Below are 25872 nucleotides of genomic sequence, written 5' to 3'. Positions count from 1 at the left end.
TCGTTCCTGCTTTGACCGGGAGTAAGACCATGTCTGGTAATTTCTGGAAGCTCGGCATTGCCGCGGCACTGACCATTCTGCCGGCATGCCTGGCGTCGGCGCAGGAAGCTCTCGACGCGGACCAAGCGGCCGCGCTGTGCCACGGCGGCGGGTCCATATGCGTAAGCGCAAAGATACCGGTTGCGCGAACGACACAAGCGGTGCAGAGCTGGATGAGTCCCGATGTCGGCGCCGCGTGGGCGGCTGGCTATAAGGGCAAGGGCGTCACCATCACCATCGTCGACGACTTCAGCAGTTCATCGCGCTTCTCCGGCAATTTTGGCATCGGCACGCAATATCAGCGGCACGGAGAGTGGACGCGCGAGGAAGCAAGCATGATCGCTCCTGCGGCGACCATCCGCTCCAAGGACTTCTCGACGGGTTCGGCCGTCCCGCTGGCAAGTGGCCGCAACGTTCTCAACCTCAGCTACGGCATGTACGCGAACGCGGGTTACAGCGTGAACCAGATCCGCTGGGCCCCGGAGGAGCAATCGATCATCTCCTACGCCAGCAAGGGATCGGCCATCGTCTCGAAAGCGGCTGGCAACGATTCGGTTGCGGTCGGCGGCGTCACCAGCGGACAGCAGGATTATCTCGATCTCGCTCTGATCGGCAAACCGACGGCGATCTTTGTTGGCGCGCTGTCCACAAACGGCACGGCGTCAAACAAGGCTCAGCTTGCCTGGTATTCCAATTACGCCGGCTCCGACCCGACCGTGCAGAGCCATTTCCTGGTGGTCGGCGTCGAAGGCGACAAGACCGGCCTTTACGGCACATCGTTCGCAGCGCCTATCATCTCCGGATATGCCGCAATCATCGGCAGCAAATTCACCAAGGCGACCCCGGTTCAGATCACCAACGACCTGCTCAACACGGCTCGCACCGACACGCTGGTCAACTACAACCCCTCAGTCTACGGCAAGGGCGAGGCAAGCCTTTCGCGCGCCCTGGCCCCGGTGGCGATACGCTGAGCGACGCCACGATTTAGGGACTCATCTAAGCCTCGAGTGCCTGCGCGGCGCGTTTGAGCAGCGCGCCGCGATCCATGGCGAATGCTGAATCCACCCATTCCCTTTCGAGATTCTTCAGCGTGGCGCCAAGCTTCGGGCCGGGCGCGGCGCCGAGTTCGGTCAGGTCGGCCCCCTTGATCGGAAAGCTCGGCTTTTGCCATTTCAAGGCGAAGCCGAGCAGGCGCGAGAAACCGCCGGCTTCCATCATCGCCTGATCGTCCTCGATGGCCCGTGTCCGCGCGGCGGCGAGCGCGAGCCGCAGCCGATCGACGAAGCCTTCGCGGTCGCCGAAATAGAGCTTTTTCGACAATTCCGTCTCGGTCGTCTTGGGTTCAGTCGGAACCGTCAGTGCCCAGTGCCGCAGGCGCGCCGCCTCGTCGGTCGAAAATCTCAGCCTTTCGGCAAGCGTCTTCATGCGCGCGGCATCCGGCGGAACGACGGCCTCCAGCCTGAGCAGCGGATCGGCATCCCAGCCGAGATCCTTTTCGGTCCTGACCAGCCCGTGGATGGCGTCGATGCCCCATTTCTCGCTCTCCGGCAGCACGGCGGTGAGGACACCGGCCTGGCGCATCCACAGCAGGGCACGCGATGGGTCGGGCGCCGAAAGCAGCTTCTTCAGTTCGGACCACACGCGTTCGGCTGACAGCCTGCCGAGCCCGTCCTTCAGCCTGGCGCAGGCCTTCAAGCCCTCGGCGTCCGGCCGGCCGTCGCCATACCAGGCGAAGAAGCGGAAGAAGCGCAGGATACGCAGATAATCCTCGCGGATGCGCGCTTCCGGATCGCCGATGAAGCGCAGCCGCCGCACCTCGATATCGGCGACGCCGCCGACAAGGTCGACGATGGTGCCGTCGGCTTCGGCATAAAGCGCATTGATGGTGAAGTCGCGCCGCGCGGCGTCGGCCTTCCAGTCGCGCCCGAAGATGACTTTCGCCCGCCGACCGTCGGTCTCGATGTCGGCCCGGAGCGTCGTGACCTCATAGGCCTTGCCGCCGGCGATTGCCGTGACCGTGCCGTGCTCGATCCCTGTCGGCACGGTCTTGAAGCCGGCTGCCTGGGCGCGGCGGATCGTGTCCTCGGGCACCGTCGTGGTGGCAATGTCAATGTCGGCCACCGGCTGGCCGATCAGCGCATTACGGACCGCTCCACCGGCCACCCGCGCCTCCTCGCCGCCCTCCTTCAGCGCGGCAAGCAGCTTCTGCAGATGCTTTTCGCCCAGCCAATCGGCCCTGCCCGAGAGAGACACCTCAGCGCTCACGCATAGAGCCTTTCATAGAGTGTGCGGATGATGCCGGCGGTGACGCCCCAGATCCGCTGGCCGCCATAGGGCATCTCGTAGAAGAACCATTCGAGGTCGTTCCACATGCGGCTGTCGCGCGCGTGGTTGACAGGGTCCATCAGGAAGCGCAGCGGCACCTCGAAGGCGGCGTCGACCTCGTCGGCGTTGAGCATCAGCGAAAAGCCCGGCCGCACCACCGAAAGCACCGGCACGATGCGGTAGCCGCTGCCGGAGACATAATCGGGCATGCGGCCGACAATTTCGATGTGATCGCGGTCGAGGCCGATCTCCTCGAATGTCTCCCGCAGCGCTGTGGCCTCAGGACTGGGATCGGTCGGATCGATGGTGCCGCCGGGAAAGGCGACTTGGCCGGAATGGCTGCGCAGCTTCTCCGCCCGCTTGGTGAGCAGCACCGTGGCGCCGTCGGCGTGATCGATGACCGGGATCAGCACCGCTGCGTCGCGCAGCGGTGCTATGTGCTTCAGCCTGGGATGCCCTGGATTGAAGCGGTGGTCGCCGAACTCGTCGCCGGATTGGACCTCGGCCTTGGCCGCTGCGCGGGCGCGAAAATCCGCGATCGAGAACTGCACCGGCGCCACTTGGTCCATCACGCGCTTAGCCGCTCGAGCTTTTCGGCCGGCATGATCGGATAGACTTCGCCGCCGGAGCGGACGGCGAACATTGCCCTGCCGCCGACGTCGATCACCTCTCCATGCTCGACCAATTCGTACATCACCGGCCGCGCCACCAAGGCTTCCAGCCGCCCGCGCACCAGCACATAGGGCTTGAGCCCGCCGGTGGCGTCCTCGTCGACGAAGCGCAGCGGATGGCCGGGCCCGGCGGCAACCACGTCCCCGACATTGGTGCGGAACGTGATGATCTGGCCGTCACCGGTCCCGGACACGTTCATCTCGACGGCGATGAAGGGCGCATCGGCGACGCGGATGCGGACGCGCTCCACCGGCGTCACCAGGTAGATCTTGCCGTCGGCGTCCTTGCGCAACACGCTGGAAAAGAGCTGCACCAGCGGCATGCGCCCGATCGGCGTGCCGAGGTAGAACCAGGTGCCGTCGGCCCTGATCTCCATATCGAGGTCGCCGCAGAAGTCCGGATTCCAGCGCTCCACCGGAGCGGGCCCCTTGCCGGCGCGCGCCGCGCGCGAGATCAGCGCCTCCAGCCCGCGCGCCTCGGTGGCGCTGGTCAGGCCCTTTTCACCGGATTCTGTGCGATGCGTCATGGTCACGAAATAGTCACTGTTGTCCGGATTGTCAGCCTTGTCAGCCCAAGCCTGTGATTTAAGTTCAATCGCAGGCGCCGGGCGAGGCCGAATCGCGGCATTCTGCGAATCGAGAATGCAAGCCGGTATTTCCAACCACAAGGATCGAACGGCATGAGCGTGATGATCAAGGAAAGCCCGTTGAGCGACAAGGCGATGATCGAGCAGGCCGAGAAGGCGCTGTCCGACATCTCCAAGGTCCGCGACGCCGTAGGCCGCGTGATCTTCGGCCAGGAAGCCGTTGTCGAGCGCACGCTGGTTGCGCTGCTTGCCGGCGGGCATGCGCTCCTCGTCGGCGTGCCAGGCCTCGCCAAGACCAAGCTGGTCGAGACACTGGGCATCGTGCTCGGCCTCGATTCCCGCCGCATCCAGTTCACGCCCGACCTGATGCCGTCCGACATCCTCGGCTCCGAAGTCATGGAGCAGGATGAGCTTGGCAAACGATCCTTCCGCTTCCTCCGCGGGCCTATTTTTTCGCAGCTTTTGATGGCCGACGAGATCAACCGTGCCTCGCCGCGCACCCAGTCGGCGCTGCTGCAGGCGATGCAGGAATATCACGTCACCATTGCCGGCGTTCGCCACGACCTGCCCTCGCCCTTCCACGTGCTGGCGACGCAGAACCCGCTGGAGCAGGAAGGCACCTATCCGCTGCCGGAAGCGCAGCTCGATCGTTTCCTGATGCAGGTCGACATCCTCTATCCGGAGATCGAGGCCGAACGCCGCATCCTGCTCGAAACCACCGGCGTCGAGGAGGCCAGGGCCGACAATGTGCTGCAGCCAGCCAGGCTGAGGGAGATTCAGACGCTGATCCGCCGCATGCCGGTGCCCGAAAGCGTCGTCGAAGCGATCCTCAAGCTGGTGCGCTCGGCTCGTCCCGGTCAGGGGATTGCCGACACCGACAAGCATGTCGCCTGGGGTCCTGGTCCGCGCGCCAGCCAGGCGCTGACCCTGTGCGCCCGAGCACGGGCTCTATATGATGGCAGGCTGGCGCCGTCGGTCGACGACATCCGTGCCCTCGCCGAGCCGGTGCTGCAGCATCGCATGGCGCTGACCTTCGCCGCCCGCGCCGAAGGCACATCCGTGCGCGACGTGGTGGCGAAACTGGCAAAAGGCATCTGATGGGTCGAATAGGCGAGGTCCAGGCACCGGTTGCGACGCGCGACGCGCTCGCCCGTGGCCGGTTGCGGGCCTCTCTGGTGCCGGATCTGCTGGTCGAGGCGCGCCGCATCGTCAACACGGTGATCGCCGGCTGGCATGGCCGCCGCAAGCGCGGCATCGGCGAGAATTTCTGGCAGTTCCGCCCCTATGTCGAAGGCGATGCCTCGCGCATCGACTGGCGCCGCTCGGCCCGCGACGACCACACCTATGTGCGCGACCGCGAGTGGGAGGCGGCCCATACCGTCTGGCTCTGGTCGGACCCCTCCCCGTCGATGCTCTACAAATCCTCGGGAGCCGGCGTTTCCAAGGAATCGCGCGCGCTGGTGCTGGCGCTTGCGTTGGCCGAGCTCCTGTCGCGCAGCGGCGAGCGCATCGCCTGGCCGGGCCTCACCGACCCGTTCACCGCCCGCAACGGCGCCGAACGCATTGCGGCCCAGCTCAGCCATGCCGGCAACCTGGCGGCGAAGCCCGATCTCTCCACCATCCGCCGCTTCTGCGACATCGTCATCGTCAGCGACTTTCTCGATCCGGTCGAGGAGACCATGGCCTGGCTCGACGTGCTCGCCCGTCACGGCGTGCGCGCGCATCTGATCGAGGTCGCCGACCCGGCCGAGGAGACCTTCCCCTATGCCGGCCGCACCGAATTCACCGATCCCGAGACCGGCGACAAGCTGACCGCCGGCCGCGCCGAAACGCTTAAAGACGAATACCGCCTGCTCTATATCGCTCGCCGCCAGGAACTGGCCGGCTGGTGCAAGCGCCTCGGCTGGAGCTTTACCGTCAATCATACCGACCGCCTCGCCTCCGAGGCGCTCGTGCGCGTCCACATGGCGATGACCGCCGACAGCAGCCGTCCGGGTCTGACCTCGGGTCATGCCGGGCTGACCGCCGGTGGCGGTCATGCAGGGCTGACCGCGGGCGGTGATGCCGGAAAGGCGGTCGCATGAGTTGGCTGCCGCTTTCCTTCGGCGCGCCGATGGTGCTGTGGGGGCTGCTGGCCCTGCCGGTGATCTGGTACCTGCTGAGGCTGACGCCACCCAGGCCGCGGACTGAGGTCTTTCCGCCGCTGAGGATCCTCGCCCGCGTCCTGAGGCGCGAGGAGACGCCGCATCAAAGCCCCTGGTGGCTGACGCTGCTTCGCCTGCTGATGGCCGCCCTTGTCGTCACCGCGCTCGCCGAGCCGATCTTCAATCCGCGCGAAAAGCTGCCGGCCGAGGGCTCGGCGCTCGCGCTGGTCATCGACAATGACTGGGCAAGCGCCGCCGACTGGGGCAAGCGCGTCGCCACCGCCGAGCGGCTGATTGCCGATGCAGGCTCGAACGGCGTGCCGGTCGTCATCGCCTTTACCGCCGAGAAGCCGAATGCCGAGATCGGCCCCTTCGATGCATCGGCCGCGCTCGACCGCCTGCGCGCGGCAAAGCCGCGCCCGATCCCGACCGACCGCCCCGCCGTCTATGCCCGCGTCGCAGCCACTTTGGAGCGCCTGCCCGGCGCCAGCGTCGCCGTGCTTGCCGATGGCCTTGCCGCCACCGGTGACGAAGCAGCGTTCAAGACGCTCCTGGAAAGGAATGCCGCGAGGCTGGTCTGGGCTACCTCGGACCGGCTCTCGCTCACCGGCCTGACCGGCGCCGACAATCAGGTCGACGGCTTCACGCTGACCGCCATCCGCGCGCCGGGCGATCCGGCGCCGGCGCAGATCACCGCGGGCGCCTTCGACGACAAGGGCCGCCGCATCGCCGACGCGACTCTGACCTTCGCGCCGGGTCAGACCACCGCCACCGGAACGATGAAGGTGCCGTTCGAATTGCGCAACGACTTCGCCTCGATAGCACTCGATGGCGAGCACCAGGCCGGTGCCGTTCGTGTGCTGGACGAGAGCTCCAAGCGCCGCCGCGTCGGTCTGCTTTCGCAGGCCGAGGCAGACCAGGCGCAGCCGCTGCTGTCGCCGCTCTATTACATTCGCCGCGCGCTGCAGCCTTTCGCCGATCTGGTGGAGCCGTCGAGCGCCGATCTGGCCGATGCCATTCCGCAGCTTCTCGACCAGAAGCCGGCGATGATCATCATGGCCGATGTCGGCACCATCCCTGCGCAGGTCCGGCAACGGCTGGTCGACTGGGTGAACAATGGCGGCACGCTGGTGCGTTTTGCCGGTTCAAGGCTGGCTGCCGCCGGCAACGACGATGATCTCTTGCCGGTCCGGCTGCGCAGCGGCGAGCGCGCGCTGGGCGGCGCGCTTTCCTGGACGACGCCGCAACCGGTCACCGAATTCCCGAAGAACGGCCCGTTCGCCGATCTCGCGCCGCCGACGGAGGTGACGGTCAGCCGGCAGGTGCTGGCCGAGCCGACGCCCGACATCGTCGAGCGCACCTGGGCGACGCTTGCCGACGGCACGCCGCTGGTCACGGGCATGAAGAAGGACAAGGGAACGCTGGCGCTCTTCCACGTGACACCGGAGGCGACCTGGTCGAACCTGCCGATCTCCGGCAGCTTCGTCGAGATGCTGAGACGCATAGTGCAATTGTCGCGCAACCAGGGCGCCGCGGTCGCCAATGCCGAGGCGGCCGCCGCTTCGCTGGCGCCCTATCGCATGATCGGCGCCGACGGCGCGCTGGTGCCGCCGACACCCGATGCGCGGCCGCTCGTGCCCGCCGCCGGCCCGCTTCCGGTGACGCTGGAAAACCCGCCCGGCCTCTACGGTTCGGAAACCGGCGTTTTCGCGCATAACCTGCTCAACGCCTCGAGCACATTCACGCCGCTTGCTCGGCCACAGGTCTCGCTGCCGGTGACGGCCATCGCTTACGCCTTCGACGAATCGGAGAACCTGAAAGGCCCGCTGGTCACATTGGCCCTCTTGCTGATGGTGCTCGACACGCTTGCCGTGTTCTGGATGGGTGGGCTGTTCTCGCGCCGGCCGCGCCGCGCCGCGGCGACCGCCGCTGCCCTGCTGATCGTGTTCGGCGGGCTCTTCGGCCACGCCGACTTTGCCCGCGCCGATGATTCGAAGCCGGGCGATTCCCAGGCCATCGAGGACATTTCGAAAACTCGGATCGCCTATGTCATCACCGGCGAGCCCGGCGTCGATTCAATCAGCCGCGCCGGCCTCGAAGGCCTCACTCGCTTTCTGATCGAGAAGACCGCGCTGGAACCCGGCCCGCCGGCGGGCGTCGACATCTCCAAGGACGAACTGACCTTCTATCCGCTGATCTACTGGCCGATCGACGCCACCGCGCCGATGCCCAGCGAAGCCGCGATCGCCCGCATCGACGCCTATATGCAGCAGGGCGGCACGGTTCTCTTCGACACGCGCGACCAGTTCTCCAACGGCATCGGCGCCGGCTCGGCAAGCTCGGCCACCGAGCGGCTGCGCGATATTCTCGGCAATCTGAACGTGCCGCCGCTGGAGCCGGTGCCCTCGGACCATGTGCTGACGAAGTCCTTCTTCATCCTTCCCGAGTTTCCCGGCCGCTTCAACGGCAGTCCGCTCTGGGTCGAAGCCTCGCTCGATGCCAGCAATACCGAGAACCGTCCCGTGCGCACCGGCGACGGCGTCTCCCCGATCATGATCACCGGCAATGATTTCGCCGGCGCCTGGGCGGTCGACGAGAACGGCGATCCGATGCTGCCGACCGTGCCGCCGGATCCGATGCAACGCGTCTACGCGCTGCGCGCCGGCGTCAACATCATGATGTACATGCTGACCGGCAACTACAAATCCGACCAGGTGCATGTGCCCGTCCTGCTCGAACGGCTGGGACAGTAGATCATGAACTGGTCGATCTCCTTCGAGCCGCTCGTTTCCTGGCCGCTGTTCTGGGTCGTCATCGTGCCGCTCGCGCTGCTCGCGCTGGCCGGCCTGTGGTTCCGTCAGCGCGGCTCTGTCCTGCGCTTCATCGCCCTGCTCGCGCTGGGCGCGGCACTGCTCAATCCCGTTTTCCTCGACGAGGAACGCGAGGCATTGAAAAGCGTCGTCGCTGTCATCGTCGATCGCAGCCAGAGCCAGGACATCGGCGACCGCACCAAGCAGACCGACGAAGCGCTGACGGGCCTTCAGCAGCGCCTCGGCCGCTTCAAGCAATTCGACGTCCGCGTCGTCGAGGCCGGCAAATCCGAGGCCGCCGATGAGCGCACGGAAACCAGGCTGTTCGGCGCGCTGGAAAGCGCTTTCCGCGATGTGCCGCCCTCTCGCATCGGCGGCGCCATCATGATCACCGATGGCGAGGTGCATGACGCGCCGGCCGGCGCTCCGGAATTCAATGCGCCGCTGCATGCGCTGATCACCGGCAACGAGCACGAGAAGGACCGCCGCATCCGCTTCGAGAACGCGCCGCGGTTTGGCCTCGTCGGCAAGCCGCTCGACATGAGCTATCGGGTCCTTTCCACGGAAGGCCAGGGCGGCCCGGTCGACGTGCGGGTCTCGGTCAATGGCGAGCAGGTCTCTGTCGAGCATGCGACCATCGGTCAGCCGATGAAGCTTGAAGTCACCATTCCCAACGCGGGCCGCAACATCGTCCAGCTTTCGATCGATCACGAGCCGGGCGAGCTGACCGACACCAACAACCGCGCCATCGCGCTGGTCGACGGCATTCGCGATCATCTGCGCGTGCTTCTGGTCTCCGGCGAGCCGCATGCCGGCGAGCGCACCTGGCGCAACCTGTTGAAATCCGACGCTTCGGTCGACCTCGTCCACTTCACCATTCTGCGACCGCCGGAAAAGCAGGACGGCACGCCGATCAACGAGCTGTCGCTGATCGCCTTCCCGACGCGCGAGCTGTTCGTCGAGAAGATCAAGGACTTCGATCTGATCATCTTCGACCGCTATCAGCACCGCGACGTGCTGCCGATCCTGTATTACGACTACATCTCCGAATATGTCGAAAAGGGTGGCGCGCTGCTGATTGCCGCCGGCCCCGAATATGCCGGCGAAAGCTCCATCGCCCGAACGCCGCTGATGTCGGCCCTGCCCGCGATGCCGAGCGGCGAGGTCGTCGATAAGGCCTTCTATCCGCGTCTCACCGATCTCGGCCAGCGCCACCCAGTCACGCGCGGGCTCGACGGCTCCGCCGCCGATCCGCCCCGCTGGAGCCGCTGGTTCCGCACCATCGGCGTCAAGAATCCCGAGGGCGCGGTGGTGATGAAAGGGGCCGACGACCGCCCCCTGCTTGTGCTCGACCGCAAGGGCGAAGGCCGGGTCGGCATGCTGCTTTCCGATCAGGGCTGGCTGTGGGCGCGCGGCTTCGAAGGCGGTGGACCGCATGTCCAGCTCTATCGGCGCATCGCCCATTGGCTGATGAAGGAACCCGAACTTGAAGAAGAACGGCTGACCGCCGACGGCCGCGGCATGGTGCTGGAAATCCGCCGCCAGACGATGAGCGACGATCCCGGCCCCGCCCAGGTGATCACGCCTTCCGGCAAGACGATGACGGTCAAGCTGGAAAAAGCCGAACCAGGGATTTTCACGGGCAGCCTGCAGACCAGCGAGATCGGCCTCTATCAGGTCGGCAACGGCGACCTCACCGCGCTTGCCCATGTCGGCCCGATCAATGCGCCTGAATTCGCCGATGTCGTTTCCACCGAGGACAGGCTGAAGGCGCCGGCCGAGGCGACCGGCGGCAGCGTGCGCCGGCTCGCGCCATCCTCCATGCTTGGCGATCTTGCCGGCGGTGTGGCATTGCCTTCGATCGTACCGGTCCGCTCCTCGGGGGCGGCATCGGGGAACGATTGGATCGGGCTGCGCACCACCGACGACAGCACGCTGAAGGCCGTCTCGCGCGTGCCGCTGTTCGGCGGCTTCCTCGGCCTCGGCTTGCTGCTCCTGGCCATCGGCTCGATGTGGTATCGAGAAGGAAGGTAGAGCCTTTTCCTTCTCCCCTTCCGGGGAAAGGTGCCCGAAAGGGCGGATGAGGGGCGGCGCGCAACAATCAATACGGCGCTTGCCCCCACCCTCACCCTGCTCGGCCGGCGGCCTCGCTTTCCCTCTCCAGGACACGGGCGAGGCAGAGCCGCCCTACTCTTCCGGCTCGGTCGTGAACAGCAGCGGATAGCCCTTGGCCTTACCGGCGTCGGTTGCTCGCGCGGCCTTGGTCTCGGCAACGTCGCGCGTGAAGACGGCGACCACGCAGACGCCGCGCGTATGCGCGGTGATCATCACGCGATGCGCCTGATCCTCGCTGAGCTTGAACTCGCCTTTAAGCACCGTCACCACGAACTCCCGCGGCGTGAAGTCGTCATTGACCAGGATGACCTTGTAGAGCTTCGGCCGCTCGGTCTTCGGCTGCGTCTTGGTACGCGGTTTAAGGACGGTCTCAGGCATTGGAATTCACCAGTTGGAAACTGGGTCTGGCTTGCACTTCCTCAGGCAGGGAAGCATTTGTCCATTTGTCCGCTGGAGAGCGGAGAATCGAGGGACGATGAAGGCTTATGTGGGATAGCGCTGTTTGCGCTTCAACGCCCCTGCCGACCGATCGTGCGACGCACCGTCGTCCATGTTGGAACCGCGCTCCATGAACGCGCCAATCATCCAGGCGGCGATGCCGATCAGCGTCGCGCCCGTCAACACGATCAGGACCCAGCTCTGTGCCGGCGTGATGTAGTCGAAGCTCGATGAGATGGCCGGCGCGAAAAGTTCCGGCTCGGTCCTGCCGCTGGCGGGATCCGGCACTGGGCTGGCTGTCAAGATGATCAGCGCTCTTGCTGCCGCGGTGGCAACCAAGCCGCCGAGAGCCAGCGAGCGCATCATGGACGAAAGCCGCTTCTTCATGCGGATTGTCCTACGGCACCGGCATTGCGATCGGGTTAAGGAAGTGGCGCGGCGCAAGCTGCCGGTGTCAGGATTCGGCCGCTGGAAGCCGCCCCGGCCGGTTTCGGCCGGAACGGTCTTGAAAGATCAGGATCGAAGCCTGGATTAGGACTTCTTCGCGTCCTTCTTCGGGGCCTTCTTGACCGGGCACTTGTGGGTCTTGGTCACCTTGCAGGCCTTCTTGGCGGCGACCTTCTTCGGAGCGGTCTTCGCCGTAGCGTCAGCGGCCGGAGCCGTGGTCGTGGTCGAGGCGGCCGGAGCGGCGGTCGTCGTGGCGGCGGCGTTGCTGACAGCCGGCATCGAGAAAGCGAGAGCAACAGCGAGGCCGAGGGCGGAGAGGAGGGACTTTGTCATGGCTTCATTTCCTTTTTCATGCGGGTCGAGGAGTTGAGCGTCACTGAACCGGGTCGATCGGTGTCACTCCAAGCAGCTTCAAAGCGTTTGCGAGCATCCGGATGCCCTGCGCCTGTTTCTTGGCAGCGCAGAACCGGTTTCCCTTTCTTTGAAGTGCCTTCGCCGCGGTGACCTGCGTTGCCGCGGCATGGGTTTCGAGGGCTTCGTCAACTTGACGGTTGAGATTGGTGCAGCGCTCGGTCCGGGTCAGCGGCGTTACCTTTGCGTTGGAGGCCCCGATTGCGGCTGTGATGAGCGACATGCTAAGCAAAGCACCCATCGCGCTGATCCAGAACCTCTGCATCGGTCTTGCCCGTTACTCCGGAAACTTGCGTCGCAGCCGATGACCTGACCGCCACGGCAGCAGTTATGCCCTTGAAATTTTTCACGAGTTTTTCCCGAGTGTAGAATTTTGTTTCTGAAGTGTTTCTGGGGAAGCCATTCCGTCCCACGTCGCCGCCACTGGCCAAGATGTGGCCCGAATTCTATCGTGTGGGTGATCACAGAAGGGCAGCTTGGCTACACAAATCGCGGGGTTCTCGTGAAATCCGACTCGCACATACTGATCGTCGATGACGACAAGGGCATACGCGACCTGCTTCAGGAGTTTTTCCAGAAGCGGGGGCTGCGCACGACAGTGGCCGCCGACGGCACCGAGATGGAGTCGATCCTGCGCCGGGCGCAGGTCGACCTGATCGTGCTCGATGTGATGCTTCCCGGTAAAAGCGGGCTGGAACTGTGCCGCGAGATCCGCGCCAATCACACGACACCGATCATCATGCTGACCGCGGTGACCGAGACGACGGATCGCGTCGTCGGGCTCGAGATGGGGGCTGATGACTATGTGCCGAAACCCTTCGATCCGCGCGAATTGCTCGCCCGCATCCGAGCGGTGCTGAGGCGCAACGGCACGGCCGAGCCGCGGCGGCCCACAGCCAAGCAGATCTACCGCTTTGCCGGCTGGACCATGGATTGCTCGCGCCGCCGGCTGACGGCGCCCGACGAAGTGCGGGTGGAACTGACGATGGCGGAGTTCAACCTGCTGCAGACCTTCGTCAAGAGCGCGCAACGCGTTCTCACCCGCGAGCAGCTCATCGAGTTGTCCGGCGGCGACACCGGTTACAGCTTCGATCGCAGCGTCGACATCCTGGTCAGCCGCCTGCGCCGCAAGATGGAGGACGATCCCAAGACGCCGAAACTGATCTTGACTGTTCGCAGCGGTGGCTATCAGTTTCTGCCCGAAACGACCTCCGAATGAGACGCTTGCTGCCGCAAACCCTGCCTGTCTGGGTTCTGCTCATCGTCATTGCCGGCCTGATGATCAGCCAGGTCGCGACGCTTTATATCGTGGCGCGCGACCGCGCCGCCGCCAACGATGTGGTTGATCTCTACCGGCTGAACGACCGCGCCTATTCGCTGGTGCAGCTTATGCATGACGCCACGCCTGAAGAACGCAAGACGACCGCTTCCGGTCTGTTCAATGCCACCTACGCATTGACCGTTTCGGACACCCCCGCCGTCACTTCCTCGATCGCCGGCGATGACCAGCTAGCCGAGTTGGAGGACATCCTGGTCGGCCGCCTGTCCAAGTTCGGCATCACCGACGCGCGTGTGCGGCGCGATCCGGCAACGCAGGAAGCCGATGTCCCGGACGGGCAGGTGATGAACAAGGATGTCGGCCAGGTCGAGCGCGATCTGCTGGTGCTGGCCGCGGATTTCGCCCAGAGCGACAAGCTGACGGCATCGCTGCGCTTTTCCGACGGCCAGTGGCTGAACTTCACCGAGCCGATCACGCCGGCTGGGCCGATCCTGAGTTGGGACAGCCTGCCGCTCTATTCGCTGATAGCGGGACTGATCATCGTGATGTCGATCTGGTCGCTGCGCCGGCTGACCGCACCCTATCGCATGATGGAGACCGCGGTGAACCGCATCGGCAAGGACCTCAAAAGCCCGCCCATCGCCGAGACCGGCAGCCGCGAGATCCGCGCCGCGGCAAAGGCGGTCAACGCCATGCAGATGCGCCTGCGCGACTATGTCGAGGACCGCGAGCACCTGGCGGCGGCACTGGCGCATGATCTGCGCACGCCGCTGACCAGGATGCGATTGCGTCTCGAGCTGCTGCGCAAATCGCCGGCCCGTGAAGCGCTGGCGCATGACCTTGCCGACATCGAGAGCATCGCAAGCTCGGTGATCGACTTCGCCAAATTCGAGGTCACCGAGGAAAAGGCCGAGCGGATCGACTTCTGGTCGCTGGTGGAGGCGGTCGCCGACATGTTCGAGGACGCTTCGTTCGACGAGGACGCCACGCCGTCGCGCGGCCTGGTCTGCATCGCGCGGCCGGTGGCGCTGCGCCGCTGCATCACCAATCTAGTCCAGAACGCCGTCACCTATGGCAAGAAGGCGCATATCGGCGTGCAGCGCTCTGGCGATACAATCACGCTCAGCATCCGCGATGAAGGGCCGGGCATTCCGCAGGCAAAGCTGGATCAGGTGTTCGGTTCCTTCGTGCGCCTCGAACAGTCGCGCAACCGCGAGACCGGCGGGCTCGGCCTCGGCCTGACCATCGCCCGCAACATCGCCCGCGGCGCCGGCGGCGAGATCAGCCTTTCCAACCATCCCGGCGGCGGCCTGTTGACGGAGCTGCGCCTGCCGCTGGCAGCTTGAGTCAGCAAGCGCTTTCCCGGCTGCTCCAGAGGACTGGATCAGCCGCGCCATCCTTGTGATAGTGCAGCCCGCCCTAAAGCGCCGTGCGTCCTCCAGGACGCGGGATGCTGTAGCACTTCAATTTGGTGCATGACCCTTACCGAACCGAAGGTCAGCGACGCAAAAATCGATTCTGATTTTCGGATCCCCGCACGAGGAACCGAACCATGTTCTACGCAATCCTTGCCTATCACGTCGAAGAGACCGTCCAGTCCTGGACGCCCGACGAGGATGCAGCCGTCATGAAAGACCTGCTCGAGATCAACGACAGGCTGACCCGCGCCGGCAAGCTGGGCCCGGCGGCAAGGCTGGGCGAGACGGCGAAAGCCGTCACGCTGCGCGGTCCGGGCGACGGCATGGTGATCGACGGCCCCTTTGCCGAGACCAAGGAGCAGTTGCTGGGCCTCTATGTGCTGGATTGCGCCAACCAGGACGAGGCGATAGCGGTGGCGCGCGATCTCAGGCGCGTCAATCCCACCGCCGTCTACGAGATCCGGCCGATTGCGCTTTATCTGCCGGGCGCGCCGCTGGCCTGAATTCCGGGAGTAGCGACGGATTCACCGCAGCGGGCGGCGCCCGGCGGTGCGGCTGCGCGCCGCAGCATCCGCGGGGGCTTCATCGGCCGGATAGCCGAAATCCTTCAGCTCCGAAATGGACAGACCGGCCAAAGCCCTGCGCTGCATGGCGTCCTGATACCGGCGCTGGAACCCGGCGAAGATTAACGCGATCTTGGCGGCGAGCGTGCCGGCAACTCGGGTGCTCGGCTGGCAGGTTCTGATATTGATGTAGGTCATTGTCATTCTCCCTCGTTCGAACTCACGAGGGCAGTGTCTCATCGGCGCGCTTTGGCAACGTTCGTCCAGGCGTGAAACCGCAGGAAAAAGCCCGCAAAATCGTCGTTAAGTCGGCGGCGGGACATGGTATTCTGCTTAACGCTGTTTCACGGGGCCCCGGATGTACATTCGATTGCTTGGCGGCATCGAGGTTGTCTCCGCAGGCGGGCAACCTCTGCACTTCGCGACGCGCAAGACGTCGCTGCTCTTTGCCGCGCTGGTTCTGGCCGGCCCGAAAGGGCTTCGCCGCGAGAAGGTGGCGGCGATGCTGTGGACCGGCAGCGGCGAGCAGCAGGCGCGAAACAGCCTGCGCCAGGCCCTGGTCGACATCAGGCGGCTGTTTCCGTCCACCGGCAACGAGGCCATTCGCATCGAAGGCAATGCCGACACCATCTGGGTGGTGGCGAATGACAACGAGGCCGACATCTGGATTTTCGACCGGAACTGCCAGGCCGATGACGGCGCGAGCCTCGCGGCAGCTGCCGACCTGTACCGGGGTGACCTGCTCGACGGACTGCCATCCCCCGGCGAAATCGACGAATGGCTTGCGCCGCTTCGGGCGAACTACACCCGCAAGGCGTTGGACCTGGCCGAACGGCTGAGCCTCCTGCCGGAACTCGGTGAACGCGAGGAGCAGGCCTGCGAAAGACTGGCTGAGCGGCTAGTGACGTCCGACCCATGCGCCGAGCAGGCCCACCGCGCCCTGATCCGCGTCTTCCGCCGCCACGGCCGCACCAACGACGCCTTTCGCCAGTTCCTGGCCTGTAAGGAAGCGCTCAAGCGCGAGCTCGGTGTCGAGCCTGAGGAAGCGACGCGGGCGCTGATCGAACGCATCGAGGCGCCAATGGAGCTGAAGGGTTCGATAGCCGACTATGGCCAACCCGAGGCCGAACTTTCCCGCCTGGAAGCGAAGGCGCCTCGCTCTGTCGTTTCGGTGCCGGAAAAGCCGTCGATCGCGGTCCTGCCGTTCCAGAACATGAGCGGCGACGCCGAGCAGGAATATTTCACTGACGGCGTTGTCGAGGAGATCACGACGGCGCTGTCGCATGTCAGCTGGCTGTTCGTGATCGCGCGGAATTCTGCCTTCGCCTACAAGGGCCAGGCGGTTGACGTCACCCGCGTGGCACGCGAGCTCGGGGTGCGCTATGTGCTGGAGGGCAGTGTCCGCAAGGCCGGCAGCCGGCTTCGGGTGGCAGGTCAGCTTATCGAGGCGTCGGCGGGAGTAAATCTCTGGGCCGACCGCTTCGAAGGCGATGTCTCGGAAGTGTTCGAACTGCAGGACCTCGTTGCCTCCAGTGTCATCGGCGCAATTTCACCCAGACTCGAACAGGCCGAGATGGCGCGCGCCAAGCGCAAGCCCACCGAGAGCCTCGACGCTTATGACCACTATCTGCGCGGCATGGCGAGCCTTTACCGCTGGACGAGAGAAGGGCTGGAGGAGGCGTTGCCACAGTTCTACAGGGCCATCCAGCTCGACCCCGATTTTGCCGCCGCGGAAGGCGCTGCCGCCTGGTGCTATTTCTGGCGCATGGCGAATGGCTGGATGATCGACCGGCAGAAGGAAACAGCCGAGGTATCCAGGCTGGTCGGCGACGTGGCTATCGCCGGCAAGGACGATGCGGTGGCGCTGGCTTTCAGCGGCCTGGCGCTGGGTTATGTCACCGGCGATTACGAGGCCGGATCGGCACTGGCCGACCGCGCGCTCGTGCTCAACCCGAACTGCGCAGCCGCCTGGAGCGCCAGCGGCTGCCTCAAGGCCTGCCATGACGACCCGGACATCGCAATCGAGCACATGTCGCGGGCAAGGCGGCTGAGCCCGCTCGATCCGCTGACCTTCTTTATGCAGACCTTCACTGCCTTCGCTCACTTCGTGGCCGGCCGCTACGACGCCGCCTGGCCGCTCGCCGAGGCGGCGTCGCGCGCGCAGCCCTATTATCTCACCGGCCTGCGTGTGGCGGCCGCCAGCAACGCCATGGCCGGCAGGCTGGATGCCGCGAGCAGGCACATCGCGCGCTCGCTGGAGCTCGACCCGCAACTGAAGCTTTCCAACCTCAAGCATCGGGTAGGGCAGATCAGGCCAGAATATTTCGCCAAATATGTCGAGGCGCTACGGCTAGCCGGCCTCCCGGAATGACATGTCTTGGCGCTCTCTCGTCAGTCTGGTAGCGCCGCGGTCTTGATTTCCGCTCCGATGCGAAGCGTCTCACGCAGCAGGAGATCGAGGTCGTCGCGGCGGGTGCGGTGGTTGGTGATCGCGACCCGCAGGCAGTGCTGCCCGTGCACCGTGGTGTCGGACACGGCTGCAATGCCTTCTTCCTGCAGCCTGAGCATGATTTCGGTGTTGAACGACTTGAGCTGTTCCTCGGAGGCGCCGTCCAGGCGATGGCGGAAGCAGACGATGTTGATGGTGGTCGGCGCCGTCAGCTCGAGCGCCGCCTCGACCCGGATCAGCTCGGTCAGATAGCCGGCCTGGGCGATGTTCTGGTCGATCAGCCGCCCGAATTTCTCGATGCCATGCTCCTTGAGCGACATCCAGATCTTGAGCGCGCGAAAACCGCGCGATGTCTGCAGGCCATAGTCGTGCAGCCATTGCCCTGAGGCGAGGCCACGCGGCGTCGATTCCAGATATTCCGGCGTGACGGCGAAGGCGTTGCGGTGGGCGACGGCGTCGCGAACCAGCGCACAGCCCGCTTCGAAGGGCGCGTGCAGCCATTTGTGCGGGTCGAGCGCGACGGAATGGGCGCGTTCGATGCCGGCGACGAGCGATCTGTTTTCAGGCGCGAGGGCGATCAGGGCGCCGATGCAGCCATCGACATGAAACCAGAGGTCTTCCTCTGCCGCCAACACGGCCAGCGCCCGCAAGTCGTCGATCGCGCCCGTGTTGACGGTTCCTGCGGTGCCGATGATGCAAGCCGGCTTGAAACCTGCCGCGCGGTCTTCCGCGATGGCGGTCTTGAGCGCATCGACATCGATGCGCAGATCGGCGTCGGTCGAGACCCGCCGCAGCGCCCGGTTGCCGAGGCCGAGCGCTTCCATGGCCTTGCGGTGGCAGGAATGGACCTGGTCCGAGGCGTAGAAGCGCAACGGTTTTGGGATCGCCCCGACACCCCTTTCGCGCACGTCGACGCCTGCTTTGGCATTGCGCGCCACGGTCAAACCGATGAGGTTGGCCATCGAGCCGCCGCTGACAAGCGTGCCGCTGGCCGAAGCCGGGAAGCCCACCATCTCCTTGCACCAGTCGACCACCTGGCTGTCCATCAGCCCGGCGGCGTGATTGCCGCCGCCGAGGTTCGAGCCCTGGATCGCCGCCAGGAAATCGCCCAGCGCGCCCGTGAAATTGCTCGAGCCCATATACCAGGACCAGAAGCGCGGATGGATGTTGCCCATCGGATAGGCCATGACGTTGCGGGCGACATCGCCATAGACGTCGGCTATCGGTGCCGGCGAGCGCGGCAGCGGCGCCGAGAAGAAGGCGCGAACCTCGACCGGCATTTGGCGCCACACCGGACGGTCCCGGACATCCTTGAGATAAGCGACGGCATCCTCGACGATCCGATGCGACAGGGCCTGCATCTCAGCCCAGTCTGGCGGGTCGAGCGTCTCATCCATCACCGCTGCTTCCTGCAAAGTGTCCATTCGCTGCTCCCCCGCCATCATTCCTGGATCGTCGCGCGGCGCCGCCATCCGAGTGGACAGCAGCGCCGCGATTTGTCCTCAGGCGTCGAACCGGCAGCCTGGTGTGGAGCGCGACAGTGCCGTCTCCTCGACATCCATCTCAGCCTCGATGCCGTCGAAGAGCGGGGTCGACATGTAGCGCTCGCCGGTGTCGGGCAGCATGCACAAGATCACCGAGCCAGCCGGAGCGGTGCCCGCGATCTGGCGCGCGACGGCGAAGGTGGCGCCGCCTGAAATGCCGGTGAAGATGCCTTCCTGCTGCGCCAGGGCCTTGGCCCATTTAATGCCCTCCGGGCCGGCGATCGGCACCACATCGTCATAGTAGCGCTTGTCGATCGCCTCCTGCAGCACGTTGGGGATGAAGTCCGGCGTCCAGCCCTGGATCGGATGCGGCTCGAAGGCCGGATGGCTGGCGGACGGCGCACCGCCCTGGCCACGCTCCTGCGGCTTGCCGCTGCCGATAAGCTGCGCGTTCGCCGGTTCGGCAAGCACGATGCGGACATCCGGCCGCTCGCGGCGCAGCACCCGGCCGACGCCGGCCACGGTCCCGCCGGTGCCGTAGCCGGTGACCAGCACGTCGAGGCGCGACCCTGCGAAATCGTTGATGATCTCGCGCGCCGTGGTCGCCTCGTGGATGGCGGCATTGGCTTCCGTCTCGAACTGGCGCGCCAGGAACCAGCCGTTGGCGTTGGCGAGTTCCACCGCCTTCTTGTACATCCCGAAACCCTTCTGGGCGCGCGGCGTCAGCACCACCTTGGCGCCAAGCATGCGCATCAGCTTGCGGCGCTCGATCGAGAAGCTGTCGGCCATCGTCACCACCAGCGGGTAGCCCTTCTGCGCGCAGACCATGGCAAGGCCGATACCGGTGTTGCCGCTGGTCGCCTCGACGACGGTCTGGCCCGGCTTCAGCTTGCCGCTACGCTCGCCTTCCTCGATGATGTTGAGCGCCAGCCGATCCTTCACCGAGGCCGCCGGATTGAAGAACTCGGCCTTCACATAGATGGTCGCGTGGCCGGGGCCGAGATTGTTGATACGGATGACCGGCGTGTCGCCGACGGTGTCGAGAATGCTGTCGAACAGCCGGCCGCGACCGGCAGTGGTCCTGATTTTCAACTTCTGCAACATGGGCTTTTCTCCTCGCGATCTCACGCGCCGGTTACAGACCGGCGGCTTGGGCGGCGCGGTTTCGACACCTTGCCGCGTTAGGTTGCTTGACCTGCCGCGAATGCGGCAACGGCGGCATTCCGGCATGGAATTGGGCTGCCGGATGCTTCCTGTCGTCTTTAGTGATAGAACATGGACCAACTGGTGAGCGTTGGAGAAAGCGTGGGAACATACGTGGAATCCAGCCGATCGAGCCCGAACGACACTGCCGCCGCCCTGTCCTTGCGACTGCTTGGGCAACTGACGATCGCGCGTGGCGGCGAGCCGGTTAAATTGCCTTCTTCGCGCAAGTTGCGCGCGTTGCTGGCCTATCTGGCGCTCGCGCCACATCCCGTCAGCCGCAGCCGGCTTTGCGAGCTTCTGTGGGACGTGCCGAACGATCCTCGCGGCGAGCTTCGCTGGTGCCTGAGCAAGCTTCGCGGCGCGCTTAACCAACCGGGCCGGCAGAGGGTCGAGACCGAGGGCGACACCGTGGCGCTTCGTCTTGCCGATACGAACGTCGATGCCGTCGAAGCCGCCGCAGCGGTCGCCGAAGGGATCGAGACGCTCAGCCTCGGGCGTCTTCGGACGCTTGCGCAGCTCTTCGCCGGCGATTTCCTTGACGGGCTGGAGCTCGATCGGAGCCCGCATTTCACCAGTTGGCTGACCGCGCAACGCCGCCGTTTCAGCTCGTGCCACATCGCCGTTCTGGAGCACATCATCGGCCTGCTCCCCCAGGGAGCCGATGAAGCGGGCGCCTATCTGGACAGATGGCTGGAACTCGCGCCCTTCGATGGCCGCGCCCATGTGGCGCTGCTGGAAAACCTTGCGCGGCGGGGACAGATCGGCGCCGGTGAGGAGCATATTGCAACCGCGGCGGAACTCTTCCGCTCCGAGGAGCTGGATGTCGCTCCGTTGCGGGAAGCATGGCACGAGATCAAGGCACGCCATTCCAGCGCAACGCCATGCGCGCGATCCGGACTAGCTCTTCCGGCCCCACAAGCACCGATCGTTGCCGTCGAATCCGAACCCGCATCGGTGCGCCGGGCCTCGTTGGCGGTGATGCCGTTCGCGGAAAGCGCCGTCAATTTCCGTGGCGGGCTTGCCGATGGCTTGACCCACGACATCATAACGCGGCTCGCCAAGCTTCGCGATTTCTTCGTCATTGCCCGCGGATCGGTTTTCGCGCTGGCCGAGAAGGACATCGCGCCGGAGGACGCCGGGCGCCGGCTGAATGTCGACTATGTGGCGACAGGCTCGGTCCGCAGCCGTTCGGGCAGGGTGATCGTCTCGGTCGAGCTCGTCGAGGTCCGCACCGCGAGGATTGTGTGGGCCGAGACCTTCGAGCACAGGCTGGACGAGATCTTCACGGTGATAGACGACATCGGCAACAGCATCGTCTCTTCGATCGCCGCCGAGATCGCGACCGTCGAGCGAAACCGGGCAATGCTTAAGGCGCCGAATTCGCTGAATGCGTGGGAAGCCTATCATCGCGGGCTCTGGCACATGTACCGCTTCACCCGCCAGGAAAACGAACTGGCGCAGCAGTTCTTCAATGACGCCCTGAAGCTCGACCCGACCTTCGCCCGAGCCTATGCAGGCCTCTCCTTCACGCATTGGCAGAATGCCTTTCAGCGTTGGGGCGATCGCGACCGTGAGGCGTCGCTGGCTTTTGCAACTGCCGGTCACAGCCTCCTGGTCGATGACCGCAATCCGGCCGCGCACTGGGCGATGGGCCGCGCCTTGTGGCTGCGCGGCGAGCAGGACGGCTCGCTGCTTGAGCTGGCGAAGGCCGTCGACCTCAGCCCGAACTTCGCGCTCGGCCACTATGCCCTGTCCTTTGTCCATTCGCAGTCGGGCGATCCGCAATCTGCGATCGGCTCCTCCGATCACTCGCGCCATCTCAGCCCCTTTGACCCATTGCTGTTCGGCATGATGGGCGCGCGGGCCATGGCCCATGCACGCTTGGGCGAATACGATGAAGCCGCCGAATGGGCGCTGAAAGCTGCGGCTAGGCCCAACGCGCATGTCATCATCCTGGCGATCGCCGCGCATTGCCTGGCGCTGGCCGGCCGCCAGGACGAGGCACGAAACTTCGCCGCCGCGATCCGCACCACGTGGCCCGACTATCGGGCGGACGATTTCATCGCCACCTTCCGCTTCGACCGGGACGGCGAAGCCCTGTTCCGCAGAGGCGCGAAGCTGATCGGATTGAATTGATTTTCTGGCACATCCAAGGGCGTGTTGCGATTGAGGTCAGGCCGAGCCGAGAATGGCGGGTTCCGAGAACCTGAGCGGAGCGTAGTTGAAGTACACGAGCACCAGGAAACGCGCGTTTGCAGGCCGGCATCACCTGAATATCGACAGGTCTCAGTGCATCAGCGGACCGCTGGCCTTCCGCCACGCATCGATGCCGCCCTCGATGTGGCGGGCGCTCGATATCCCGCGGTCCTGCGCCGCCTGCACGGCCATCGCCGAGCGCTCGCCGAAGGCGCAATAGAACAGGATCTGCTTGGCTGTCGATTTCGCCAGCTCGTGCAGCATGCCGCCGGCGGCGATATTCTCCTGCAGCCGCGCATAGGGCAGATGGATCGCGCCGGGGATGACGCCGTGGCGATCCCGTTCGGATTGCTCGCGCAGATCGATCAGCGCCACGTCGGGCCGACCGACCAGCGCCAGCGCCTGTTCGGCGGTTACTGCCCAGCCGCGGCTGGCGATGTCGTCCTGATGCAGCCCCACCCGCATGTTGGCCGGCACGGCCACATCCATCATCTTCGGATTGGACAGCTTCAGGTTGTTCATGATGTTCACGTATTCGTCCACCGACTTCACCTGCAGGCGCGGATTGAAGGCCTTTTCCTCGCCGATCGTCGACACGGTTTCGCCCTTGTAGTCGTGTGCCGGAAAGATCAGCGTCTCGTCGGGAAGCTTGAGCAGTCGGCCGAAGATCGATTCGTATTGCTGGCGCGGATCGCCGTTCTGGAAGTCGGTGCGGCCGGTGCCGCGAATGAGCAGCGTGTCGCCGGTGAAGACGCGGTCCGGCAGGACGAAGCTGTAGGAATCGTCGGTGTGGCCGGGCGTATAGACGACGTCCAGCGCCAGCCCCTCGATGGCAAGCTTGTCGCCGTCGGCAAGCCGCATCGACACAACGTCGGCCTTGGTCTGCTCACCCATCACGGTGACGCAATGCGTCCTGTCGCGCAGCGCGCCGAGCCCGGTGATGTGGTCGGCATGAAGATGTGTGTCGACCGCTTTGACCAGTCTGAGGTCGAGCTCGTTGACCAGTTGCAGGTAGCGTTCGACCTTCTCCAGCACCGGATCGATGATCAGTGCCTCGCCGCCGCGGCGGCTGGCGAGGAGATAGGAATAAGTGCCCGAAACGGAATCGAAAAGCTGACGGAAGATCATTTTATCGGCCCCATGCGCGAGCGGCCCACCCCGGCTGCCGACCAAGTCTAGATCAAGCATGAGGTGCCCGCCAGCGAACACTTCATGCTTGAGTTAAGGCCGAGCTCCTACCGCCTGAGCACCGCGCTCAGCACGTCGCGGATGCCGATCGCGCCGACGAAGCGCGAGCCTTCGTCGAACAGCGCCACCGGTGCCGTCTGCGAGCGGTGCATGGCGAGCATCACCGTCTTCAGCGACGTGCCGGGATTGGCCCAGAACACCTGCGCACCCTCCTCCGGCTGCCTCTCGACCTCGGCGCAGGATACCCACACCGCCGGCTTGCCGTCGCGTTCGGCCGCCGCCACCAGGCCATGCTCGTCGATCTTGAAGCGCGTCGTCTTGCGCCGGTCGAGCCAGACCCAGCCATTCTCGCCCTGCTCGAGATCGCGGCGGTCGCGCATCACGTTCCAGGCGGTGAGCACCGAGAGCGGATTCACATTGGCGATGAAGTCGCGGACATAGTCGTTGGCCGGCCTGAGCACGATGTCTTCCGGCGCGCCGGTCTGGACGATGCGCCCGCCTTCCATGATGGTGATGTGGCTGCCGATCTTCAGCGCCTCCTCGAGGTCATGGCTGACGAAGATGATGGTCTTCTTCAGCGCCGCCTGGAGCTGCAGGAGTTCGTCCTGCAGCTTGGTGCGGATCAGCGGATCGAGGGCCGAGAACGGCTCGTCCATCAACAGGATCGGCGCCTCGGTGGCGAAGGCGCGGGCGAGGCCGACGCGCTGCTGCATGCCGCCAGAAAGTTCATGCGCGTATTTCTTCGACCACTGGTCGAGATGGACCAGCTGGAGCTGCTTCTGCACCCGTGCCTTGCGCTCGGCCTCCGGCACGCCGGCGAGCTCCAGGCCGAAGCCGACATTCTCCTCGACCGTTCGCCACGGTAGCAGGCCGAACTGCTGGAACACCATCGCCACCTGCTTCTGCCGCAGACGTCTCAGTGTCGGCTCATCGCAGGTGACCACGTCGACCGTGCGGTCGCCGTCATTGACCAGCACTTGGCCGCGCGACACCACGTTCAACCGGTTGACGGCTCTCAGCAGCGTCGACTTGCCGGAGCCGGAAAGGCCCATCAGCACCGAGATCTCGCCCTCATGCACGGTGAGGTTGGCGCCGGCGCAGCCCAGCACGTTGCCGGTCTTTTCGAGGATTTCGGCGCGGGTTGCGCCCTGGTCGATCAGCGCGAGGGATTGCGCCTGGTCGGCACCGAAGACGATATCGACATTCTTGAAATCGACGGCGACGGTCATTTCTTGCCTCCAACGCCGATGCGGGTCATGCGATCGAGCACGATGGCGAGCACGACGATGGCAAGGCCTGCTTCAAGCCCGAGGTCGATCTTGCGGGAGCCCAGCGCGCGGTTGATTTCGGTGCCGAGACCGCCGGCGCCGATCAGCGCCGCGAACACCACCATCGACAGCGACAGCATGATCGACTGGGTCAGCCCCGCCATGATCGTGGGCAGCGCCGAGGGCAATTCGACCTTCCACAGAAGCTGGTTCTTGGTGGCGCCGAAGGACTCGCCCGCCTCGATGATCGCCTTGGGCACCGAGACAATGCCGAGATGGGTGAGACGCACCGCCGTCGGGATGACGAAGATGATGGTGACGATGAGGCCGGGCGCGTTGCCCAGCCCGAACAGCGTCAGCACCGGGATCAGGTAGACGAAGGTCGGCAGCGTCTGCATCAGGTCAAGCACCGGCAGCATCACGCGGTAGACCTTCGGCTTGTGCGCCGCCCAGATGCCGAGCGGCACGCCGATCGCCATTGCCATGGCGGCGGCGGCCACCACCAGCACCAGGGTCTGCACCGTCTGCTTCCAGAGGTTCTGGTTAATGATGAAGATGAGGCCGATGAAGACGCCGATGGCGAGCGGCCGCGAGCGTTGCAGGAACCAGGCGATGACGGCGACGACCAGCGCCAGCAGAACCGGCGGCAGCATCAGCAGGAGGTCCACCGCCCCGTCGAGGATGAAGTTCAGGCCGTTCGAAAAGGCCCTGAAGACGGTATCGAAATTCTCGGTGAGGAAGCCGAAGAAGGCCTTGCCCCATGGACCTATGGGAATCTTGTAGGCGACCAGAAATTTCGAGATCGGATCCATCTTTCCCCTCTTTGATCCTTGC

General features: G+C 65.2%; 23 protein-coding genes. 10 read left to right on the top strand and 13 right to left on the bottom strand.

Annotated elements, in window-relative coordinates; translation table 11 throughout:
* The first annotated feature begins 29 nt into the window (after positions 1-29).
* Positions 30-1010: a S8/S53 family peptidase gene (locus P9217_RS15685; RefSeq protein WP_095823279.1), complete on the top strand. Its 981-nt coding sequence runs from the start codon at positions 30-32 to the stop codon at positions 1008-1010.
* 25 nt (positions 1011-1035) lie between these two features.
* On the opposite strand, the gene P9217_RS15680 is transcribed toward P9217_RS15685, so the two are convergent.
* The 3 genes from P9217_RS15680 to P9217_RS15670 are packed head-to-tail and all read right to left on the bottom strand — an operon-like array spanning position 1036 to position 3562.
* The gene (locus P9217_RS15680; RefSeq protein ID WP_278087222.1) at positions 1036-2304 is read right to left on the bottom strand and encodes a CCA tRNA nucleotidyltransferase; all 1269 of its coding nucleotides are present in this window, start codon (positions 2302-2304) and stop codon (positions 1036-1038) included.
* Positions 2301-2933 (bottom strand): CoA pyrophosphatase, encoded by a 633-nt coding sequence (locus tag P9217_RS15675; RefSeq protein ID WP_278087403.1) that lies wholly within the window; start codon positions 2931-2933, stop codon positions 2301-2303. The genes P9217_RS15680 and P9217_RS15675 overlap by 4 nt, the downstream gene beginning before the upstream one ends.
* A complete protein-coding gene (locus P9217_RS15670; RefSeq protein WP_278087221.1) occupies positions 2933-3562 on the bottom strand; it encodes a DUF1285 domain-containing protein in 630 nt (209 codons plus the stop codon). Before P9217_RS15670 ends, P9217_RS15675 begins: the two co-directional genes overlap by 1 nt.
* 153 nt (positions 3563-3715) lie before the next feature.
* Here P9217_RS15670 and P9217_RS15665 point away from each other — a divergent pair, with 153 nt between their 5' ends.
* The 4 genes from P9217_RS15665 to P9217_RS15650 are packed head-to-tail and all read left to right on the top strand — an operon-like array spanning position 3716 to position 10610.
* Positions 3716-4720 (top strand): MoxR family ATPase, encoded by a 1005-nt coding sequence (locus P9217_RS15665; RefSeq protein ID WP_278087220.1) that lies wholly within the window; start codon positions 3716-3718, stop codon positions 4718-4720.
* Positions 4720-5706 (top strand): DUF58 domain-containing protein, encoded by a 987-nt coding sequence (locus P9217_RS15660; RefSeq protein WP_067326514.1) that lies wholly within the window; start codon positions 4720-4722, stop codon positions 5704-5706. Before P9217_RS15665 ends, P9217_RS15660 begins: the two co-directional genes overlap by 1 nt.
* Positions 5703-8519, top strand: a complete 2817-nt coding sequence (locus tag P9217_RS15655; protein WP_278087219.1) for a DUF4159 domain-containing protein — start codon at positions 5703-5705, stop codon at positions 8517-8519. Before P9217_RS15660 ends, P9217_RS15655 begins: the two co-directional genes overlap by 4 nt.
* Positions 8520-8522: 3 nt before the next feature.
* Positions 8523-10610 (top strand): hypothetical protein, encoded by a 2088-nt coding sequence (locus tag P9217_RS15650; protein WP_095801685.1) that lies wholly within the window; start codon positions 8523-8525, stop codon positions 10608-10610.
* 153 nt (positions 10611-10763) lie between these two features.
* Here the strand turns inward: P9217_RS15650 and clpS are convergent, their stop codons facing one another.
* The 4 genes from clpS to P9217_RS15630 form a co-directional block, all read right to left on the bottom strand.
* Positions 10764-11069 carry an ATP-dependent Clp protease adapter ClpS gene (gene clpS / locus P9217_RS15645; RefSeq protein WP_040989718.1) on the bottom strand — a complete coding sequence of 102 codons (306 nt, stop codon included), beginning with the start codon at positions 11067-11069 and terminating at the stop codon, positions 10764-10766.
* A gap of 105 nt (positions 11070-11174) precedes the next feature.
* A complete protein-coding gene (locus tag P9217_RS15640; RefSeq protein WP_245433116.1) occupies positions 11175-11516 on the bottom strand; it encodes a hypothetical protein in 342 nt (113 codons plus the stop codon).
* Between the two features lie 144 nt (positions 11517-11660).
* On the bottom strand, positions 11661-11909 hold the full coding sequence (locus P9217_RS15635; RefSeq protein ID WP_066994288.1) for a hypothetical protein: 249 nt from the start codon (positions 11907-11909) through the stop codon (positions 11661-11663).
* A gap of 40 nt (positions 11910-11949) precedes the next feature.
* Positions 11950-12252, bottom strand: a complete 303-nt coding sequence (locus tag P9217_RS15630) for a hypothetical protein (protein ID WP_278087218.1) — start codon at positions 12250-12252, stop codon at positions 11950-11952.
* A 237-nt stretch (positions 12253-12489) separates the two neighbouring features.
* Between P9217_RS15630 and P9217_RS15625 the strand changes: the two genes are divergently transcribed.
* From P9217_RS15625 to P9217_RS15615, 3 genes are all read left to right on the top strand, one after another.
* Complete coding sequence (locus P9217_RS15625; protein ID WP_278087217.1) at positions 12490-13206, top strand: response regulator transcription factor; 717 nt, start codon at positions 12490-12492, stop codon at positions 13204-13206.
* On the top strand, positions 13203-14612 hold the full coding sequence (locus P9217_RS15620) for an ATP-binding protein (protein WP_095781266.1): 1410 nt from the start codon (positions 13203-13205) through the stop codon (positions 14610-14612). The genes P9217_RS15625 and P9217_RS15620 overlap by 4 nt, the downstream gene beginning before the upstream one ends.
* A gap of 206 nt (positions 14613-14818) precedes the next feature.
* Positions 14819-15187 carry a YciI family protein gene (locus P9217_RS15615; protein ID WP_066994274.1) on the top strand — a complete coding sequence of 123 codons (369 nt, stop codon included), beginning with the start codon at positions 14819-14821 and terminating at the stop codon, positions 15185-15187.
* 21 nt (positions 15188-15208) lie between these two features.
* On the opposite strand, the gene P9217_RS15610 is transcribed toward P9217_RS15615, so the two are convergent.
* Entirely contained in the window at positions 15209-15445 is a 237-nt protein-coding gene (locus tag P9217_RS15610; RefSeq protein WP_040996927.1) for a hypothetical protein, read from the bottom strand.
* Between the two features lie 160 nt (positions 15446-15605).
* Here P9217_RS15610 and P9217_RS15605 point away from each other — a divergent pair, with 160 nt between their 5' ends.
* Complete coding sequence (locus tag P9217_RS15605; protein WP_095801687.1) at positions 15606-17618, top strand: BTAD domain-containing putative transcriptional regulator; 2013 nt, start codon at positions 15606-15608, stop codon at positions 17616-17618.
* Between the two features lie 20 nt (positions 17619-17638).
* On the opposite strand, the gene P9217_RS15600 is transcribed toward P9217_RS15605, so the two are convergent.
* Together P9217_RS15600 and P9217_RS15595 are read right to left on the bottom strand one after the other, a co-directional pair.
* Entirely contained in the window at positions 17639-19120 is a 1482-nt protein-coding gene (locus tag P9217_RS15600) for an aspartate aminotransferase family protein (RefSeq protein WP_095801836.1), read from the bottom strand.
* A gap of 78 nt (positions 19121-19198) precedes the next feature.
* Positions 19199-20284, bottom strand: coding sequence for a pyridoxal-phosphate dependent enzyme (locus P9217_RS15595; RefSeq protein WP_095801688.1), 1086 nt, complete (start codon positions 20282-20284; stop codon positions 19199-19201).
* Between the two features lie 171 nt (positions 20285-20455).
* Between P9217_RS15595 and P9217_RS15590 the strand changes: the two genes are divergently transcribed.
* Positions 20456-22522: a BTAD domain-containing putative transcriptional regulator gene (locus P9217_RS15590; RefSeq protein WP_278087216.1), complete on the top strand. Its 2067-nt coding sequence runs from the start codon at positions 20456-20458 to the stop codon at positions 22520-22522.
* Positions 22523-22672: 150 nt separating this feature from the next.
* Here P9217_RS15590 and P9217_RS15585 read toward each other — a convergent pair whose 3' ends face one another.
* The 3 genes from P9217_RS15585 to choW all read right to left on the bottom strand — a co-directional run bounded on the left by P9217_RS15585 (position 22673) and on the right by choW (position 25850).
* Positions 22673-23710, bottom strand: a complete 1038-nt coding sequence (locus P9217_RS15585) for an MBL fold metallo-hydrolase (protein ID WP_095801690.1) — start codon at positions 23708-23710, stop codon at positions 22673-22675.
* 107 nt (positions 23711-23817) lie between these two features.
* Entirely contained in the window at positions 23818-24999 is a 1182-nt protein-coding gene (choV, locus tag P9217_RS15580) for a choline ABC transporter ATP-binding protein (RefSeq protein ID WP_095777280.1), read from the bottom strand.
* A complete protein-coding gene (gene choW / locus P9217_RS15575) occupies positions 24996-25850 on the bottom strand; it encodes a choline ABC transporter permease subunit (RefSeq protein ID WP_066994259.1) in 855 nt (284 codons plus the stop codon). Before choW ends, choV begins: the two co-directional genes overlap by 4 nt.
* Between the last annotated feature and the right edge of the window lie 22 nt (positions 25851-25872).

The organism is Mesorhizobium sp. WSM4989 (assembly GCF_029625795.1).
Lineage (GTDB): Bacteria > Pseudomonadota > Alphaproteobacteria > Rhizobiales > Rhizobiaceae > Mesorhizobium.
This window is presented reverse-complemented; position numbering and strand designations above follow the sequence as displayed.